The sequence below is a fragment of the Roseomonas fluvialis genome (genome assembly GCF_022846615.1).
Lineage (GTDB): Bacteria > Pseudomonadota > Alphaproteobacteria > Acetobacterales > Acetobacteraceae > Neoroseomonas > Neoroseomonas fluvialis.
In genome coordinates, this window is sequence record NZ_AP025637.1 from 1,664,561 (window position 1) to 1,682,282 (window position 17,722).

At 63.7% G+C, this 17,722-nt stretch carries 14 protein-coding genes and 1 pseudogene; 7 read left to right on the top strand and 8 right to left on the bottom strand.

What is annotated here, in order from left to right; all coding sequences use genetic code 11:
- The first annotated feature begins 45 nt into the window (after positions 1 to 45).
- From MWM08_RS08200 to MWM08_RS08230, 7 genes are all read left to right on the top strand, one after another.
- Positions 46 to 846 (top strand): enoyl-CoA hydratase/isomerase family protein, encoded by an 801-nt coding sequence (locus tag MWM08_RS08200; protein ID WP_244458957.1) that lies wholly within the window; start codon positions 46 to 48, stop codon positions 844 to 846.
- Between the two features lie 72 nt (positions 847 to 918).
- Positions 919 to 3,048 (top strand): acetate--CoA ligase family protein, encoded by a 2,130-nt coding sequence (locus MWM08_RS08205; RefSeq protein ID WP_244458958.1) that lies wholly within the window; start codon positions 919 to 921, stop codon positions 3,046 to 3,048.
- A gap of 9 nt (positions 3,049 to 3,057) precedes the next feature.
- Positions 3,058 to 3,975: an ABC transporter permease gene (locus MWM08_RS08210; protein ID WP_244458959.1), complete on the top strand. Its 918-nt coding sequence runs from the start codon at positions 3,058 to 3,060 to the stop codon at positions 3,973 to 3,975.
- Between the two features lie 5 nt (positions 3,976 to 3,980).
- Positions 3,981 to 4,811 carry an ABC transporter permease gene (locus MWM08_RS08215; protein ID WP_244458960.1) on the top strand — a complete coding sequence of 277 codons (831 nt, stop codon included), beginning with the start codon at positions 3,981 to 3,983 and terminating at the stop codon, positions 4,809 to 4,811.
- A gap of 43 nt (positions 4,812 to 4,854) precedes the next feature.
- Entirely contained in the window at positions 4,855 to 6,423 is a 1,569-nt protein-coding gene (locus MWM08_RS08220; RefSeq protein ID WP_244458961.1) for an ABC transporter substrate-binding protein, read from the top strand.
- A gap of 47 nt (positions 6,424 to 6,470) precedes the next feature.
- Complete coding sequence (locus tag MWM08_RS08225) at positions 6,471 to 7,427, top strand: ABC transporter ATP-binding protein (RefSeq protein ID WP_244458962.1); 957 nt, start codon at positions 6,471 to 6,473, stop codon at positions 7,425 to 7,427.
- Between the two features lie 23 nt (positions 7,428 to 7,450).
- Positions 7,451 to 8,425: an ABC transporter ATP-binding protein gene (locus tag MWM08_RS08230; protein ID WP_244458963.1), complete on the top strand. Its 975-nt coding sequence runs from the start codon at positions 7,451 to 7,453 to the stop codon at positions 8,423 to 8,425.
- A 97-nt stretch (positions 8,426 to 8,522) separates the two neighbouring features.
- Here MWM08_RS08230 and MWM08_RS08235 read toward each other — a convergent pair.
- The 8 genes and pseudogenes from MWM08_RS08235 to MWM08_RS08270 all read right to left on the bottom strand — a co-directional run bounded on the left by MWM08_RS08235 (position 8,523) and on the right by MWM08_RS08270 (position 17,614).
- A pseudogene (locus MWM08_RS08235) lies at positions 8,523 to 9,619 on the bottom strand (IS3 family transposase).
- A 61-nt stretch (positions 9,620 to 9,680) separates the two neighbouring features.
- Positions 9,681 to 9,995, bottom strand: a complete 315-nt coding sequence (locus MWM08_RS08240) for an NIPSNAP family protein (protein ID WP_244458964.1) — start codon at positions 9,993 to 9,995, stop codon at positions 9,681 to 9,683.
- On the bottom strand, positions 9,992 to 10,522 hold the full coding sequence (locus MWM08_RS08245; RefSeq protein WP_244458965.1) for a cupin domain-containing protein: 531 nt from the start codon (positions 10,520 to 10,522) through the stop codon (positions 9,992 to 9,994). The genes MWM08_RS08240 and MWM08_RS08245 overlap by 4 nt, the downstream gene beginning before the upstream one ends.
- Positions 10,523 to 10,536: 14 nt before the next feature.
- Positions 10,537 to 11,703, bottom strand: coding sequence for an NAD(P)/FAD-dependent oxidoreductase (locus tag MWM08_RS08250; RefSeq protein ID WP_244458966.1), 1,167 nt, complete (start codon positions 11,701 to 11,703; stop codon positions 10,537 to 10,539).
- Between the two features lie 34 nt (positions 11,704 to 11,737).
- Complete coding sequence (locus MWM08_RS08255) at positions 11,738 to 12,661, bottom strand: Bug family tripartite tricarboxylate transporter substrate binding protein (protein WP_244458967.1); 924 nt, start codon at positions 12,659 to 12,661, stop codon at positions 11,738 to 11,740.
- Positions 12,662 to 12,955: 294 nt separating this feature from the next.
- Positions 12,956 to 13,882 (bottom strand): 4-hydroxy-tetrahydrodipicolinate synthase, encoded by a 927-nt coding sequence (gene dapA / locus MWM08_RS08260; protein ID WP_244458968.1) that lies wholly within the window; start codon positions 13,880 to 13,882, stop codon positions 12,956 to 12,958.
- An 8-nt stretch (positions 13,883 to 13,890) separates the two neighbouring features.
- Positions 13,891 to 16,893, bottom strand: coding sequence for an FAD-dependent oxidoreductase (locus tag MWM08_RS08265; RefSeq protein ID WP_341482861.1), 3,003 nt, complete (start codon positions 16,891 to 16,893; stop codon positions 13,891 to 13,893).
- Complete coding sequence (locus MWM08_RS08270; protein ID WP_244458969.1) at positions 16,844 to 17,614, bottom strand: GntR family transcriptional regulator; 771 nt, start codon at positions 17,612 to 17,614, stop codon at positions 16,844 to 16,846. Before MWM08_RS08270 ends, MWM08_RS08265 begins: the two co-directional genes overlap by 50 nt.
- Positions 17,615 to 17,722 lie beyond the last annotated feature (108 nt).

Genomic DNA, 17,722 nt, shown 5'->3' on the forward strand with positions numbered 1-17,722 from the left:
GATAGCGCGGTGACACCGGCGCTCGGATGACGAGAGGAAGCGAAGATGGGGCTGAGCTACACGGTTAAGGACAACATTGCCTACTTCGTAATCGACAATGGCAAGGTCAATGCAATCACGCCGCAGATGCACAAGGACTTCTATCATGCGCTCAAGGATTTCGAGGTCCGCAAGGACGCTCGCGTCGGCATCCTGAGTGGCGCGCATGACCGTGCGTTCTCCGCTGGGGATGACATAGCCAACGTCTACACGCCGAAGCGCACGCGCCAGGAAGCGATGGAAGCCAACCTCTTTGTCCATCAGGACGAAGGCGAAGTCCCGGGCCGACCCGGCTGGGAGAACGATATCGCGCTCCATCGTCGCTTCAAGCCGATCATCGGTGCGGTGAATGGATGGTGCATTGGCCATGGCATGATCTACCTGCTGCTGCACACCGACATTCGCGTCGCCGGCGAGAACGCGCAGTTCGGCATCCCAGAACTCAACTTCGGGGCCGCAGGCATCAGCGGCACGACGCGGATGGCCCGGCTATTGCCGCCGACGGCGGCAGCATGGATGGCGCTAACGGGCGACTTCATCGACGCCCAGGAAGCATACCGCGTTCACCTGGTGAACAAGGTGGTGCCGACGGATAGGACGCTCGCTGAAGCCGAGGCGATCGCTCAGCGCATCATCCGCCACCCGCCGACAGCCGTTCGTGTCGAGATGGAGGCGATGATGATGGGCATGGACCTCTCGCGCTTCGATGCCGTGCAGCACTCGCGCAACCTCTACCGCTACCATCGCTCGAACTATGAGGGATGGGGATCGGAGCCGGGCTTCTTCGGCAAACCCAAGCCGGCATGAGAATCCCGGGGTGCCGCCCGGACGGCAACTTGGCCGACGACCAGACGCGCTGACGACGAACGGATCATGGACATGTCTCTGAAGCAGTTGTTCGAACCCCGCCACGTTGCGCTACTGGGCGTCTCACGCAGGCGCGACAAGGCCGGCTACCGCTTCCTGAAGTACCTGCAGGATGGCGGTTTCCCCGGGACGATCTCACTTCTCGGCACCGAGGAGGGCGAGATGGAGGGATGCCGCATCTACGCCGACCCGGCCGACCTGCCGCGCGGCATCGATCTCGCCTTCAGCATGCTTGGCGCCGAGGCGACGATGAAAACTCTTCCAGAGGTCGCGGCGCAAGGGCTTGGCGTCGCCATCGTGTTCACGGCCGGGTTTGCAGAGATGGGTGGCGAAGGGGTGGCGGCGCAGCGGGAACTCGTCCGCCAGTGCAACGCGCTCGGCACACGAATCGTCGGGCCGAACTGCATGGGCATGTTCAACCTGCCGAAGCAGCTGAACATCAGCCGTGCCAAGGTGGCGCGTGGCGGAATCGGATTGATCTCGCAGAGCGGGAATGTCGGCATCACGCTTTGGGATCAGTCGCCGCTCCTCGATGCCGGCTTCTCCACGTTCATCAGTTTCGGCAACCAGGCCGACATCGGCGTTCACGAATACATCGCGCATATGGGCGATGATCCTGAGACAGGTGTCATCGCGGCCTATATCGAAGGGCTCCAGCCCGGCAGCGGACCGGCCTTCCTGGAAACCTGCGCGCGGGTCAGTCGCCGCAAGCCCATCGTCATCCTCAAGGGCGGCCGAGCCAGCGCCGGCCGCCGCGCGACGCTGTCCCACACCGCCTCCCTCTCGTCATCAGAGCGGATCTTCAGCGCGCTTCTGAGAGAAGCCGGCGTCATCGAGGTCAAGCATCTGGAACACCTTCTACCTGTGGCGCAGACGCTCCTACTATGTCCGCCGATGCGCGGCGATAACGTGGCCATCGTCGGTTCCGGTGGTGGACATTCGATCATGTTCACCGACGAGATCGAGGCTGTCGGACTCCAGGTTCCGTCCTTCTCCAGCGGGCTCCAGGCAGAACTTCGCAAGCGGCTGCCGCCATATGCGCCGGTCGGCAATCCGCTGGACATGACGGGCGGGTTCGACGCCGATCCCAGCGTCTTCACTAGGCTGACCGAGCTCGTCATGACGAGTGACACCGGCTTCGACGGAGCCGTCAACTTCGGACTTTACGGCAACTGGCCCCTGCAGCCAGGCGCTCCTTACGACTATGCCACCGCTGCACCACTGGCCGGAGAGCTGCAACGCAAGCTTGGCAAGCCCATCATCTACTACACACCGTTTGCGATCAGGACCCATGAGTCATTCACGGCGTTGCGCGCCTCGGGAGTTCCCTGCTTCGATGACCTTTCGATCGCGGCGACGGCTGTAGCGGCGCTGCGGCTGCACGGCGCGAACCTGGACCGAGCCCCCGATAGCGCGCCGCCTGTGCCAGCAGAGCCGAAGGCAGGCGCTGACCACGCGGGCCTGACAACGGAAGACGACGTTTATCGCCTCCTCGCCAGCTACGGCGTGGCCGTGCCAAAGACTGTTGTCGCTACGACTGTCGAGGACGCTATTGCCGCTGCCGAGGCGATTGGCTTTCCAGTGGTGATCAAGGCGGTCCTACCTGGCGTTCTCCATAAGAGCGATGTTGGCGGTGTCGTGCTCGGCATTGGAGACGCGTCGTCAGTCCGTGCTGCCGTCAAGGCTATCGAGACATCGGTCGAGGCAAAGCTTGGTTCGCAGGCACTCACGGGCTACCTGGTGACGCGGGACCTGGGTCGACAGCGCGAGTTCTTTTTTGGTGTTCGACGCGACGCGACGCTCGGAACTGTGGGTCTCCTCGGATTGGGCGGAGTGCTGGTGGAGGCGCTGGATGACGTCGCCGTCTGCATGCTTCCGGCGACCCCTGAGGCCGTCACTCGCGCGTTGGGTCGCCTGAAGGGACGAGACTATTTTGGCGCCGTCCGTGGACAGCTTCCGGTCCCGCCTGAAGGCATCGCCACGCTGCTCAACCAGTTGAATGCGGCATTGCTTTCCAATGCGCGAATTGAGAGCATTGAATGCAATCCGACCATGCTCACCTCGGAGGGGCTCGCGCCAGTCGATGCAGCCGTATCGAAGATGCCAGAGACGGCGGTGTCTCTGCCGATAGCAGCGCAATAGAGCGGCGTCGTGATCCAGGCGGTTGTCAGGCAGATCGCCTTGGGGCTGGTTGTGGTGCTGGTCGCCATGACAGTCACCTTTCTTCTGGTAAGGCTGAGCGGCGACCCGACTGCGCAGCTTCTGCCTGAGGGAGCGACACTGGAAGAGCGTCAGGCTCTACTCCAGGAACTTGGACTGCTCGCCCCAATCCACGAGCAGTATCTGACCTATTTGCGGCGCGCAGTAGTAGGAGATTTCGGGGAATCTTACTTCGACGGAGATACCGTTAGCAGTATTATCTTGATGTACTTGCCGAATACGCTGATGCTCGGAGCGGTGGCGTTAATCGTTGCCGTCACGCTGGGTGTTCCCCTGGGAGTGATGGCGGCGGTGCGCCAGGGCGGAGCACTGGACCGGGCGATCCAGTTCGTCAGCGTTCTTGGTGCCTCGACGCCAGCCTTCTGGATGGCGCTGCTGCTGATGCAGATATTCGCGGTGAGCCTGAATTGGTTTCCGACCTACGGCATGGGAGGGTGGGAACACCTCGTCCTGCCAGCGGCGACGCTTGCCATCGCCAATTTCCCCCGTCTTGCGCGCCTGACTCGTTCGGCGATGCTCGAAGTATTGCCTGCTGGGTTCATTCTGGCGTCGCGTGCGAAAGGTATGCCCGAACGGCGTGTGATCTGGCGCGTGCTGCTTCGCAACGGGTGCATCCCGGTGCTAGCGCTTGTCGCTCTTGAGATCGGTGGGCTGTTCGGCGGCGCCGTGCTAACCGAGACCGTGTTCTCCTGGCCCGGCATCGGGCAGCTCGCGATCCGATCCCTGCAGCGCCGCGACTATCCTGTCATCCAAGGCATTGTCGCTTATGTCGCCGTGATGTTCGCGATCGTCACCGTAGTGGGAGAGGTGGCTATGCGTGCTGCCGATCCGCGGCTTCGGAAGCGTTGATGGGCATGCGAACCCAGAAGCTCATGGTCGGCTTCGCGATTGTTGTCCTCGCGCTCTACGTATTGGCCGCGGTGGGAGCCGATTGGCTCGTTCCATTTGACCCCGCCAATCAACAGATCCCGATGAGGCTCAAACCGCCTGGCACCGAAGGACCCGGCGGCGTCCACTGGTTTGGCACAGACGCTCTGGGCCGCGACATCCTATCGATGGTGCTCGTCGCCACGCGGCCAGCGTTGCTCGTATCCTTCAGCGCGACGGCTGTTGCGGCGACGGTAGGTGTTCTACTGGGCGGGTTGGCGGGCTACCGCGGCGGTCGTGTCGCCACTGCGCTGCTGACTCTCACGAATATACAGCTCTCATTCCCATTCTTCCTTCTGGCAATCACAATCGTCGGCATCCTCACGCCATCGACATCACTGGTCGTGCTGGTGATTGCGCTCGGCACCTGGGTGCCCTTCGCGCGTGTGTCCTATTCCGAAACCCTCCAGATTCGAGAGCAGGAATACATCGAGGCGGTGAGGGTCATGCGCGGCAGCCATACGCGCATCCTCTGGCGCCACGTCCTGCCAGGTATCATGCCAAGCATCATCGTGCTCTGCACATTCGAGATTGCCGCAGCGATTGTAATCGAAGCCGGTCTGAGTTTCGTAGGACTCGGCGTTCCGACCCGTACCCCCACTTGGGGGCGCATGCTCAGCGAGGGCCGAGACTACATGCACGGGGCGTGGTGGATGACCGTGATCCCCGGCATCGCCATCGTGCTCCTGGCACTGTGCGTGAATCTGGTGGGCGAGCATCTTCGTGACGTAGCCGACCCTCGGCAGAGGCGCCGCTGACCAGACTCAATTCGCAACCGAAAACGATAAAGGGAGAACTCCTATGACCGATCCGAATACTGTCAGCGACGCCGCCGGGCGCAACTCTCTGCCACCCGTCACCCGTCGCGGGGTCGTGACCGTTGCTGCTCTATCCGCGTTGCTAGCTGGCCAAACTTCGGCTCAAACAGCAGGGAGATCCACAGGCGCTGCTCTACGCCTCGCGCTGAGTGCCGGCCTTGATCGCCTCGACCCGCACAAGACTGGCAACGGCACCGATCACGTAGTACTCGGCGGCATCTACGAGACGCTGTTCTGGCGCGTGTTGGCAACCGGCGAGATGCAGCCAAGGTTGGCGACTGGTTATCGGCTGGTGAACTCGAAACTATGGGAATTCACGCTACGCCAGGGTGTTCGCTTCCACGATGGAACACCTTTCACCGCCGACGACGTGAAGTTCTCGATTGAGCGAGCCAAGGAGGGTGGCTCCCACGCGATCGCCCTAGGAAATGTTGAGCGCGTGGAGGTGGTCGATCCCTTTCTCGTTCGCGTTCACACCAGCGCTCCCGATCCGACGTTCCTCCTGCGTATGCAGCCGCTCGGTGGCGCGGGCCGTGTCCATATACTTTCGAAGGTCTATTCGGAATCGCGCTCTGCGCAAGACGTCAATGACAACCCCATGGGGACGGGTCCATACCGGATGACGCGCTGGCTGAAGGGCCGCTCGGTAGCGCTGACACGCTTCGACGATTACTGGGGACCGAAGCCGGACGTCGCGAACATCGTCATCACCTTCATTCCGGAGGCTTCGACGCGAGTGAACGCGTTGATCCGTGGCGAAGTGGATCTGATCCAGCGCCTTCCTCTCCACGAGGTCGATCGCATTGGCCGAATGCCGAACCTCAACGTGGCGCGCACACGCGACGGATTGGTTCATACCATCCTGCTAAACTCTAGACAGCCTCCATTTGACGATCTCGACGTTCGCCGTGCCTTCAACCATGCGATCGACATCCGTGGCATCATCGCTGGATTACTCGGCGACAACGGAACGGTTCTCGGTGTCCCGATGGCGCCGAATGTCGTCCAGATCGACAGCACGCTGCAACCTTATCGCTACGATCCGGCACTTGCGCGATCGATTTTGTCCAGTCGACCCCCGATCGAGCTTCGGACCTTCACATCCGATGGAAGGTATGTTGCGGACCGCGAGATTTACCAAGCGATCAACGCCCAGTTAGAGGCGGTTGGATTCAAGGTCCAGCCCCAAACCATGGAGTGGGGGCGGCTCATTTCCATGATGACCACGCGCAGCGCCGGCCCCTTCTTCATGATCGGCTGGGATTTCAGTGAGGGGGATGCAAGCAAGACGGCCTCCTTCACGCTCAGTACCGGTCGCACGTCGGGAACGAACAATCCTGCATATGACTTATTGGTGCTCGAGGCGGAGCGCGAGATGGATCCCGAGAAGCGGAAGGAGATGTGGAAGCGGGCTCAGCGCATCCTTTACGACAACTATCTGCTTGGGCCGATTTGGATGGGCGCGTCGGTGTTCGGCGCCTCGCGGCGGTATGTCTTTAACGCCGATCTAGGCGAGTTCATCAACTTGGCCGGCATCAATTCGGCCGCGTGATGGACACCCCCCGCCCAGCTCAGATGGGCCGAGGGCCGATTCTGTCAGTGAGCGGCCTGCGCGTCGTATTTCAGGGTGCGCGCGGCCGCGTCACAGCGGTCGACGGGCTCGACCTCGATGTCTCCCACGGGGAGATTTTTGCTGTGGTCGGCGAATCCGGCTCAGGAAAGTCCACCGTAGCACTCGCCGTTGCTGGGCTGCTTCCGGCGTCGGCGAGCGTGTCCGGGGAGATCCGCATCAAGGACCTGGATGTCCGGCGTATGCCGCCTCGCGAACGACGTCGAATGGCAGGTGAGGAAGCCGGCCTAGTCTGTCAGGACGCGCTTTCTAGCTTAAACCCATGCACCACGGTGGGCTTCCAGATCGCAGAAACGCTAATGGTACATCGAGGAATGCGGCGCCGAGAGGCCATGGAGGAGGCTGTCCGCCTGCTCAAGCTCACCGGCGTTCCGGCGCCGGCGGAGCGGGCCCAGGACTATCCGCATCAATTCTCCGGCGGTATGCGGCAACGTGCTCTCATTGCGATCGCGCTGGCGCTGCAACCTAGCCTCCTCATAGCCGACGAGCCTACGACAGCGCTCGACGCGACAATCAAGGCGCAGATCTTGGACCTTTTGCTTCGGCTACGGGGCGAACTGGGCATGTCCATTGTCATCATCACCCATGACATGGGCGTCGTCGCGCGACTCGCAGACAGCGTGCTGGTCATGTACGCGGGCCGCGCCGTGGAGGTCGGCACCGCGGAGGAAGTGTTTGCTCGGCCAGCTCACCCCTACACGCGTGCTCTGTTGGAAGCGGTGCCTCGACTGGGACGCGGCGCCGAGCCACTCCACCCTATTCCGGGGGCCCCACCCTCGTTGCAGGCGCTTCCGCCAGGCTGCGCGTTCCACCCAAGATGCGCCTCAGTGGTCACCGCATGCAGCCAAACGGTGCCGCCGCTCGTGGAACTAGGGCACTCACATCGAGCGGCCTGCATCCGGCTTTCGCAGGAAGCAAACTTGTGAGCGCCCCGGTTCCAGATGACTCCGTGCCCAATCCGGTCCTGCGAATCAGCGACCTGTCAAAGACCTTTTCGGTGCACGGCCAATGGGGACGCCGGCCGCGCATGTTGCGTGCGGTTCAGTCGGTGGCCTTCGAACTTGGCCGCGGCCGTACGCTCGGGATCGTCGGAGAGTCAGGCTGCGGGAAGTCCACACTGGGGCGCATGCTGGTCGGCACCTTAGATCCAAGCGGAGGGCGCATCGAACTCGAGGGAGAGGACGTGACAGCACTGCGTGGCGGCAAGAGGGAACAGGCGCTCTCGCGTATCCAAATGGTGTTCCAGTCGCCGTATGCTTCGCTGAATCCGCGTATGCGTGTTGCAGACATCGTGCGCGAGCCACTCGACATCCTCGAGCCGGGTACCGGGAAGGAAGATCGACTCCATCGTGTTTTCGCCATCCTCCAGCGCGTCGGACTTACGCCTGACATGGCAACTTGCTATCCGCATGAACTGTCAGGCGGCCAGCGCCAACGTGTCGGTATCGCGCGCGCCTTGGTGCGGACCTGCAGCGTCGTGGTGTGCGACGAGCCCGTCGCCTCGCTGGATGTCTCCGTTCAGGCGCAGGTCATCAACCTATTGAAAGACCTCCAACAGGAAATGGGTGTCGCGTATGTGTTCATTTCGCACGACCTCGCGATCGTCGGCGCGATGTCACACGATGTCGCAGTGATCTACCTCGGCCGCATCGTGGAGATGGGGTCCGCGAACGACGTCCTTTCCGAGCCACGCCATCCCTACACACAGGTTTTGATCGACAGCGTTAACGTGCCCGATCCGGCGGCAGAGCGCGTGCGCGCGCGGCGAATACTGACAGGAGATCTGCCTAACCCTATGCACCCGCCATCGGGTTGTGCGTTCCGGACACGCTGTTGGCGTGCGCAGTCAATCTGTGCGACAGAACTTCCTGAGTTGGAGTCACGCGGCGGAGTTGGTCATCGCGTTGCCTGTCACTTCGCCTGACAGAGGGGAGCTGGATCAATCCCCTTTGACCTGCCTCCCGATTTCTGGACCCGCCTGACCCTGCCCCCTAAATGCCCTCGTTCATGAGCAGAGTCTGTTATCCATTTGCGCGCGATGCGGGGCGGGTTGCAAAGGCTGCTGGGGTGAGCCCGTTCAGGCTCGTGTGCGGGCGGGTCGTGTTGTAGTCGCTCCTCCATGCTTCGATGAGCCGGCGAGCCGCGGGCAGGCTGCCGAACAGGTGCTCGTTCAGGCAGTCGTCGCGGAACCGGCCATTGAGGCTCTCGACGGACCCGTTCTGCTGCGGCTTGCCCTGCGCGATGTAGTGCTAGGCCACGCCGCGCTCCTGCTGCCAGCGCAGCATCGCGTGCGAAGTCAGCTCGGTGCCGTTGTCGCTGACGTTCAGCGCCGGACAGCCGCGCAGCGCCACGAACCGGTCGAGCTCACGCCCGACGCGCAGCCCCGACAGCGAGGTGTCCGCCACCAGCGCCAGGCACTCGCGGGTGAAGTCGTCCACCACGGCCAGCACGCGAAACCGCCGCCCGCACGCCAGCGCATCCGAGACGAAGTCCAGCGACCAGCGCTGGTTCATCGCCTGCGGCAGCGCCATCGGCGCCCGCGTGCCGAGCGCGCGCTTGCGCCCGCCACGCCGGCGCACGCCGAGGCGTTCCGCCCGGTACAGGCGGAACAGCTTCTTGTGGTTCAGCCGGTGCCCTTCCCGCGCCAGCAGGATGTGCAGGCGCCGGTAGCCGAACCGCCGACGTTCATTCGCCAGGGCTCGCAGCCGAACACGAACCTCGCCATCGTCGGCGCGTCGCGAGACATAGCGGTACGTCTTCGGCGCCAGGCCGACGAGTTGGCAGGCCCGCCGCTGCGAGTACTCCTTCTCCTCGATCGCCCAGGTCACGGCGTTTCTCCGCGAGCCGGGCGTCAGAAGTTTTTTGCCAGCATCTCGCGCAGCGTCGAGACATCGAGCAGGGATTCCGCCAGCAGCTTCTTCAGCCGCGCGTTCTCATCCTCGAGGCTCTTCAGCTTGCGGGCATCCGACACCTCCATGCCCCCGTACTTCGACCGCCAAGCGTAGAACGTCGCCTCGCTGATCCCATGCTTGCGGCACACATCCGGCGCCGTCGCACCCGCTTGGTGCTCCTTCAGCACCCCAATGATCTGCTCCTGCGTGAACCTCGATCGCTTCATCATCCGTCTCCCTTCGACGGACTCTAGCTCAGGGCGGGGGCATCCAAGGGGGCAGGGTCACCTACTGGATTGGAGAAAAGCGCGTCGGACGCAGAAGGCGAGTCTGCTGCACATCGACCAGGTCGGTGACCCGGTCGAGATACGCTTGCCATCGAGGGTCGGCCATCATCCGGTCTCTCCGCGCCAAGCGATCTTCGAAGCTCGTGTAGCGCCACCAAGCCACAACATGGTTGAGCTCCCCAATCTCGGTAGTGAAATAGCCCAGGAACTCGCCGAGCAGCTCAATCTGAATGGGTAAACCATGTGCCTCATACGCCGCGACGAACGCACCAAGTTTACCGGGCTTCAGGCGGTAGTCGCGCTCCTCGACGATCATTGGTTGTCTCCTTTGCCGGGCCCAAAAGCGGGGTCGCTCCAGCCGAACACGGTCTGCTTCTCGATCGCACCTGCGTCGGCCGGGCGTGCGAACGGTTGGGGCGCCGGCTGCCCTGGAAATCGCGGCCGTCCGATCGCCGCGAAGAAGTCCTGCAGCCCGCCTGGCATTAGCAGCCAGGCGAATGTCAGCGGCTCCTCGCTTTTGCAGATGAAGCCATGCTTGCGGTCGAGACCGATAAAGACAGTGCTACCTGCTCGGATCGGGTGCTCGACGCCATCAAGGAGCGCGGCGCCATAGCCTGAGACAACATGGATGACCTCCTCGTGCCGATCGTGCGTATGCTGCCGAACGAAGCAACCGGGCGCCACGGTCTGCCGGCCCATCGCGAAACGGGCCACACTACCGGCGATGCTGTCGTCCATCAGGCATTGCACGAAGCCGTTCGCCGGGACCGGCTGCCAGAAGCTTGGCGCGTCCTCGGCATGCACTACCAAAGCCCGACTGGCCGTTTGCCGATCGCCTGACATCGCAGCATGTCCTCCTAGCCAGCCTTGCGATCGAGATACGGCTTGCCGTCAACTACCCGCTGCCACCCAAGCCGCGTGAGGTCGATGGTGCGAAACTCACCGTGGATAATCAGTTCGGCGATCGCACGCCCGGCGCCAGGCGCATGCATGAATCCATGCCCGGAAAACCCAGTGAGAAGATAGAGATTGTCGAGCGTACCACTGCAGGGACCGATGATCGCATTCTGGTCAAGGGCATTGAAGTCGAACAAGCCCGTGACCGCGCCAACTTGGCGCACGCCCTCGAAGCCATGCAAGCTGTCGGTCAACGCAGGGCGCATCATTGTCTCAAAAAAATTGGGATCCGCCGCGAAATCGAAAGAACGCGATGTCGCCGTTGTTTGGGCGCCGCCGCGATAGCCCCTGCCTTCGGGGCGAAAGGCGATGCGCGCCCAATCTCTGATGAACGGCTGCGGAGCCGAGGGAGCATCGACTTCAAAGTCAAAATCATGCCTCAGCAGCGGGCCGACCGGTATAGTCACGCCAGCCTTCTTCGCGACCAAGCCGCTCCACGGCCCTGCGGCGAGAACGATAGTTGGTGCGCGGAGCGTCCGGCCAGAGGCTAGGGTGACGGAGCTTATGCGCCGGCCTGCCCGCTCAAATACCATGGCTTCGTCGACTAGATAGTCTACCCCGAGTGCAACCGCCTTGCGGCGCAAGCCTTCCAGCACGCGCTGCGGATTGGCCCAGCCGTCGGCCGGTGAATGCACTGCAGCACCGATATGGTCCTGGCGCAGCATCGGGAACTGCGATGCTGCCTGGGATGGTTCCAGCCAGCGTACGTCGACGCCCATTGTCGTCTGTAGTTCGAAATTGACAGCCAGGTTGGCGATACCCGCAGGTGACGCGGTCATCACGTAGCCACCCGGGACGAACTCCGCATCAGTGCCAATGCCGTCCACTTCAGTATGTGCAGCAAAGTCACGATAATATTCTATAGAATACTGCGATAGCGCGATGTTCTCGGGCAGCGAGTGTGTTCGCCTGATGCCGCCGGTGTTGGCACGCCATGTCTGCGCGTCGATATAGGTCGGGTCGCGCTCGATGACCGCGACGCGAGCGCCATTAGGCGACTGCGCGAGGTGGACGGCGGCGCTGGAGCCCATGCCCCCGCCGCCGACAATGATAACGTCGTAGTTCATGCCGTCTCCCGGGAAGTTTGGATTTGGCGCTTGGTCACTGAACGACGATGTTGGCCTGACGGATCACGCGTCCCCAGCGCTCGAACTCTACGCCCACATGTGCTGTGAACTCGTCGGTGGTGGAACTAGCTGCTTCAATGCCTGCGGCCCCCAGGGCGGCCACCGTGGCATCCGTCGCTAAGGCCTGGCGTATCGCGGCGTTGACGCGATCAACAATCGGGCGGGGCGTGCCGCTAGGCGCCCATACTCCGAGCCAGACGTCCACCGAGAAGCCGGGTAGTCCCGCTTCAGCAGCCGTCGGGACGCCGGGCAGGCCGGGGTAAGGCCTGTCGCTGGCAATCGCTAAGGCCCGCAAATGACCGCTGCGGATCTGATTGAGCACGGAGCCGGCAGTCAGGCCGAGCAACTGGACCTCGCCCGTCATCGCGGCGGTCACCGCCGGTGCGCCGCCGCGGTAGGGGATATGGGTTAGGCGCACGCCCGCGAGCGACTCGAACATGGCGACGGCGAGGTGATCCGACGAGCCAATGCCGGAAGAGCCGTAGTTGAGCGCCTCCGGACGCGCCCTCGCCATTTCGATCAAATCGCGCAGCGTCGCGGCCTGCACGCCGGCTCCAACGGCCAGGATTGTCGGGATGCTGCCCGCCAAGCCGATCGGCTGTAGGTCGCGCAGCGGATCATAGGGGAGGCGCGAGAGGTGCGCCGTAGTGGCGATCCCAACATTCCAGAACAGTAGCGTGTAGCCGTCGGGCGCTGCACGCACTACGGCTTCGGCACCAATGGCCCCGCCTGCGCCTGGCTTGTTCTCGATGACCACCCGCTGACCCAGGATCTCGCCCATGCGGTTGGCGAGGACCCGCCCGCTGACGTCCGACGCGCCGCCGGGCGCGAAAGGCACCACCATTGTGATGGGTCTCGACGGGTAGGTTTGCGCGACAGCAGGCAGGTAGCCGAGCACGAGGCTTACTAGGGCGGCAAGAGTGGTGACTGGTACGGCCCGTAGCATGTCGATCAATCTCCTTGGCCGGCGCCAGGACCGGTTTGCGATGGTGCACTTAAGAGGACTAATCCGGCGCCATCAAAATTCATGCCAACTGTACCAATTGCAGAACTCACCCCAACATGGACGCCGCCGAATTTTCATTGCCCCCAAGCTAGTCTGCCTACGTTCGACCCGGATCGGCCGGTAGCAGCGTTGCTGGAAACTTGCCCAGCAGCCCACCCGTATCGCGCTACTTGCAGAAGCCGTTCGCTACTCTGCTGCCGCGCGTCGCGTCCGCACAGGTAGTCCGATCGCTGCGGCATCTGCCGCCAGTTCCTCCACTTGCTGAGGTGTCAGCGACCGAAGCGGAAGCCGTGGCTGACCACCTGGCAGTCCTAGGATGTTCATAAGCGCCTTAATCGCCGCATACTGATTTCGCCCCTTGGCGTTCAGCATGTCCTTGAGGGCGAGCGCCTCGGCTTGCAAAGCGCGTGCGCTCGGCAAGTCGCCTGTCGTAGCCGCACGGAACATCGCTACAGCCCCGGAGCCCCAATAGTTCGGGATGGTGTCGATGATGCCGGGCGCGCCCATAAGGAGGGCGGGCACGCCGTACAGCGTCGCCGGCCCGCAGAAAACATGCAGTTGATCGCCCACTAGGCGCATGGTGCGATAGAGATTTACGAAGTCGAGTGAGCTCTCCTTGATCGCCACTACCGTGTCGATCTCAGCCAGACGCGCCACGAGTTCCGGCGATAGCGGGTTCCCGGTGTTCGGGATGTTATAAAGCATCATCGGCAGCTTCACTGCGTCCGAGATCGCCTGATAGTGCGCAACGAGGTCATCCGCCGTCGGCCGCACAAAGAAGGGAGGCAGCACCATGATCCCGTCGCATCCCAAATCGCGCGCTGCAGTACTGAGCGCGATGACCTCCTGAGTGGTGACAGCGCCGGTAGAGGCAATTACGGGCACGCGGCCTCCCGCAGCCTCGACCGTCAGCTGGAATAACCGAACGCGCTCTGCAGAGGTGAGTGCCCAGAATTCGCCGGTACAGCCACTCGGCACCAAGGCACCGACACCGTTCGCTATGCAAACCTGGATGTTCTCGACGAAGCCGCGCTCGTCAATCGCGCCATTCGCGTCGAACGGAGTTACGAGGGCCGGGATAGCGCCCGACCAATTCACGCTGCTCTTGTCCATGGCGTATCTCAGACTCCTTGCAGGTTGGCGACAGGCGCGGGGGGGCGCGTTACGGCGCGACCCTCCACGAGAAAAGGAGTGATGCTAAGCGACGGTGCGCGACCGCAAATACGCTCCGCAACAAGGCGGGCGCAGATGGGACCGAGCGTGTAACCAGTGTGGGTGACGCAGGCGAATGCGCCGGGTAGGCCAGGCAGCTCGCCCAGCAATGGCAGGTCGTCCTCGCAGACGGTCGTCAGCGCGGTCCATGTACGTATCACGCGCAACCCGGCGAGGGCGGGTACTAGGCTTTGAGCAACCCAGAGATTGCCCTCAATGCTAGCGCGGGGGGAATGCAACGTTCCGTCGTCCGCTGCCTCGCCCGGCCAGCCACCGCCAATGACGACATTGCCGGCACGCAACTGCTTCATCGTCAAATGCCGGCCGGCATGCTCGATCAGCGGCGCGATCAGCGGTGGCGCCGGCTCCGTGACATTCATGTGCAGCGCCGTCGCACTGAGCGGTAAGTCGAGGGCGAGTTTGTCTCGCGCAAAGCGCCCGGCAGAAGGGCCCGCCGCCAGAACCATCCGGCAGCAGCGCACCGCGCCCCGACTCGTTATCAGACGCCAGCCGGACGCTGTTTTCTCCACCGCGGTCACGGCGCGATGCGGCGCGACTCGAACCCCGGAGGTAAGCGCGGCGTTCAGCAGAACGCGGTTTGCGGCGAGCGGGTCAACCATGCCTTCAGCTGGGCAAAAACTCGCTACCTCGATCCCGGGCGCGACGAAGGGAAATCGACGGTTGATCGTGTCACCCTCCAGCAGTTCGACCTCAAGACCCCAACTCTGCTCCAAGGAAGCCTTGCCGCGCAGCAGCACTGCCTCCGCGGCGCTTGCCGCCAGCATCAGTCCCCCTTTGCGACGCAGTTCGAAGCCGTCGAACTCAGCCGCAAGGGCCGACCATCGCTCAACACCGGCTAGCGACAGCGGGAGAATTGCCGCTGCGCGGTGTCTGCCGGCTTCGGGCAGGCGTGCCAAATGCGACTGGAGTTGCACATGCAGACTGCCGGCATTGGCGCCCGAAGCCCCAGCGCCAGGCATGCCGGCATCAAGCACAACCGTCGCAATGCCCGCACGCGCCAGGTCCAGCGAAAGGCAGAGTCCGACCACGCCACCGCCAATGATTGCGACGTCGGTTTCCTCTTCGATGTCGTTGATGCGCGGCGACGGGCCAATCACAGGCGGCTGCGTGCTGCGATGACGAATCCATTCCGGCTGCTCTGCCGCGAGGGCACCAACGCTTACGGGACGAGCGGGCGGTCGACTGCGTGGTACATCACCCTCGAAAGACGCACCGAATAGGCGCATCGTGCTGGGTAGGCAGTATCGGCCCTGACACGGGCCCATACCCAGCCTGGTTCGCCGTTTGAGCTCAGGCAGCGTGGTGGCGCTGCCTTCCGTGCCGGCCGGCGATAGCGCGTCGGCGACCGCGCCAAGGGTGATGCCCTCGCAGCGACACACAACCGTTTCAAGCGGCGGCATCGGCGCGTCGTGAACGGGGGTGAAGATCTGCCAAAGTGCAGCTTGAAAACGTCGATGGCGTGCAAGAGATCGCCTCGCTGCGGCATTGCTCCCTGCGTGGAAGCCGAGGTCGGCGGCAGCGGTACGGCCAGCAATCTCGCCTTCGGCCAATGCAGCTCGTGCTCCGCCCAGCCCCGCGCCGTCGCCGGCAACAAAGACACCGGGGACGGAAAGGCGGCCCTCCCGATCGCGCTCTACCAGCGCTGCACCCCGGCTATCGTGGCGCGCCCGCGCACCGAGGCACAGCGCGAGTTCTGCATTCGGCAGGAAGCCATGATTCAGGCAGATAGCATCTGCCTCGAAGTTGCTCGTCGCACCGCCTCCAAGCGGCGCTACCTCCACGCCGGTGGCCCGCGCATTGCCGAGCACCCGCACCACCGTTGCTCCATGAAGCACCGGCACGCCAGCGCGGAGCAACCGAGCGCGGTGGCGCACCCCCTGTGCCACTAGGCCAGGATCGGCTGCGAGCGCTCTGACAAGTGCTCCGACATGGAAGCTGCTGAAGCCGGGAGTTGGTGCCTCCTCGATGCAAGCCGCAACATCGACCCCAGCTGCGGCGAGTTCCGCGGCTACCTGGAGGTTCAGTGGCCCGCCTCCACCCACCACAACCCGCCGGCCAGGTGCGACGCGATAGGCCCTTAGCAAGGTCTGCGCAGCGCCCGTGGTCATGACTCCGGGCAAAGTCCAGCCGGGTATCGGCCGCACCCATTCGTGGGCACCGGTGGCGAGCACAAGTCGACGTGGCCGGAATACCACCGCACCGCGGCCGGCGACTTCTGCCGCAAGTTCGGGGCCCGGAAACGCGCCCCATACGACGACGCCCTGCCAAATCGCCACACCGAGCGCGCGTGCGCGGTCCGAGATCGCGATGCCCTCCGCGTACTGACCGTCCGCGGGCTTGCCAGCGAAAGCCATCGAGGTCGCGAGCGGCTTGAAGTATTGTCCCCCCGACGAAGGACGCTCATCGACGACAATGACGTCGGCCCCTGCCTCCCGCGCCGCGCAGGCAGCCGCAAGACCTGCGGGACCAGCACCTACCACCAGCACATCGCAGCCCACGCACTCGGGCTGTCCCGCGGCGGGCGGAGCAATGCGCGCGGACCAGGTATCGGCGTTTGTTGTCACCACCAGGCCGGCTACGACCGGCGTTAAGCAGGCCCGCACGCGGCCAGCATCAGCCAATTGTACAACGCAGTCCTGGCAGACGCCCATGCCGCAGAAGGGTGAACGCTCCCGCGCTTTGCCCGGGCCGGTCCCGCGTAACCCCGCAGCCGTCATGGCGGAGGCCAAGCTCTCGCCGGGCAACGCGTCTACTGGTTGTCCGTCGACCAGTATACGGACCGGCGCAGCGGGCTGTCGGAATGCGGCGGTTCTCAGCCGCATCCGAGCACCGCGCCGCAACCTAGTCTTGGCTTCTCCGCCGTTTCGGCGCAGTCGGCGACGTCGTGCCATCGGCCTGCATCCCGGCAATCATCCGCCGCGAGGAGGCTTCCAAATGTGCGCGGACTGCCGACCGTGCCCGCGCTGCGGAGCCGGAGGAGATCTCGGCCACGACGTCCGCGTGCAGGGTCGCTACCTCGGCCAAGTCGGCATGGATGTCTACGTTGAGGGCTAGGAAGATGCGGTATTGCGGGGCCAGGCCCAAAAGCACCTTCTCGAGGAAGCCGTTGCCCGACAGTCGCCAGATCTCCCGATGGAACTGCAAGTCCAGGTCGATCAGGGTCGACTCGTCCCGCTTTAATGCCGCCTCGCCCATAGTCTGCACGATGCCCGGCAGTGCGCCGAGCCCGGCCCGCTTCACGCGTTCCGCCACGCAGCTCGCGGCCTCGCCCTCCAGGAGCGCACGGACAGCGTAGAACTCCTCCACGTCGCGTACAGACCAGCGGCGGATGGTCGTACCACGGCCCGGGTCCTTGACGAGCACGCCGCTGGTTAACAGTTCCGCAAAAGCCTCCCGCACAGGCGAACGACTTATGCGCAGCGCGCGGGCGATTTCTTCCTCCACCAAGCGGTCGCCGGGATGAAGGGTGCCGGCAAGCAGGCCATCCACGACGATTCGCGTGACCTGCTCCGACAGCAGCTCGCGCCCGAGCGGAGTAAATGCATCCGCCTGCGGCCGCTGCGCCGGCAAAACAGGCGTCGATGGCGGTGCGCGCCGGTGGGCTGTGCTCAAACGGAAACCTCCTTGGCCTTGCGCCTGGCCGGCGGGTGCCGAAGCGCAAAGCGACTTTAGCCTCCGCATCTCTCGCCGCCGAGGGGCGGCTCGGCCCGGTTGCCCCGG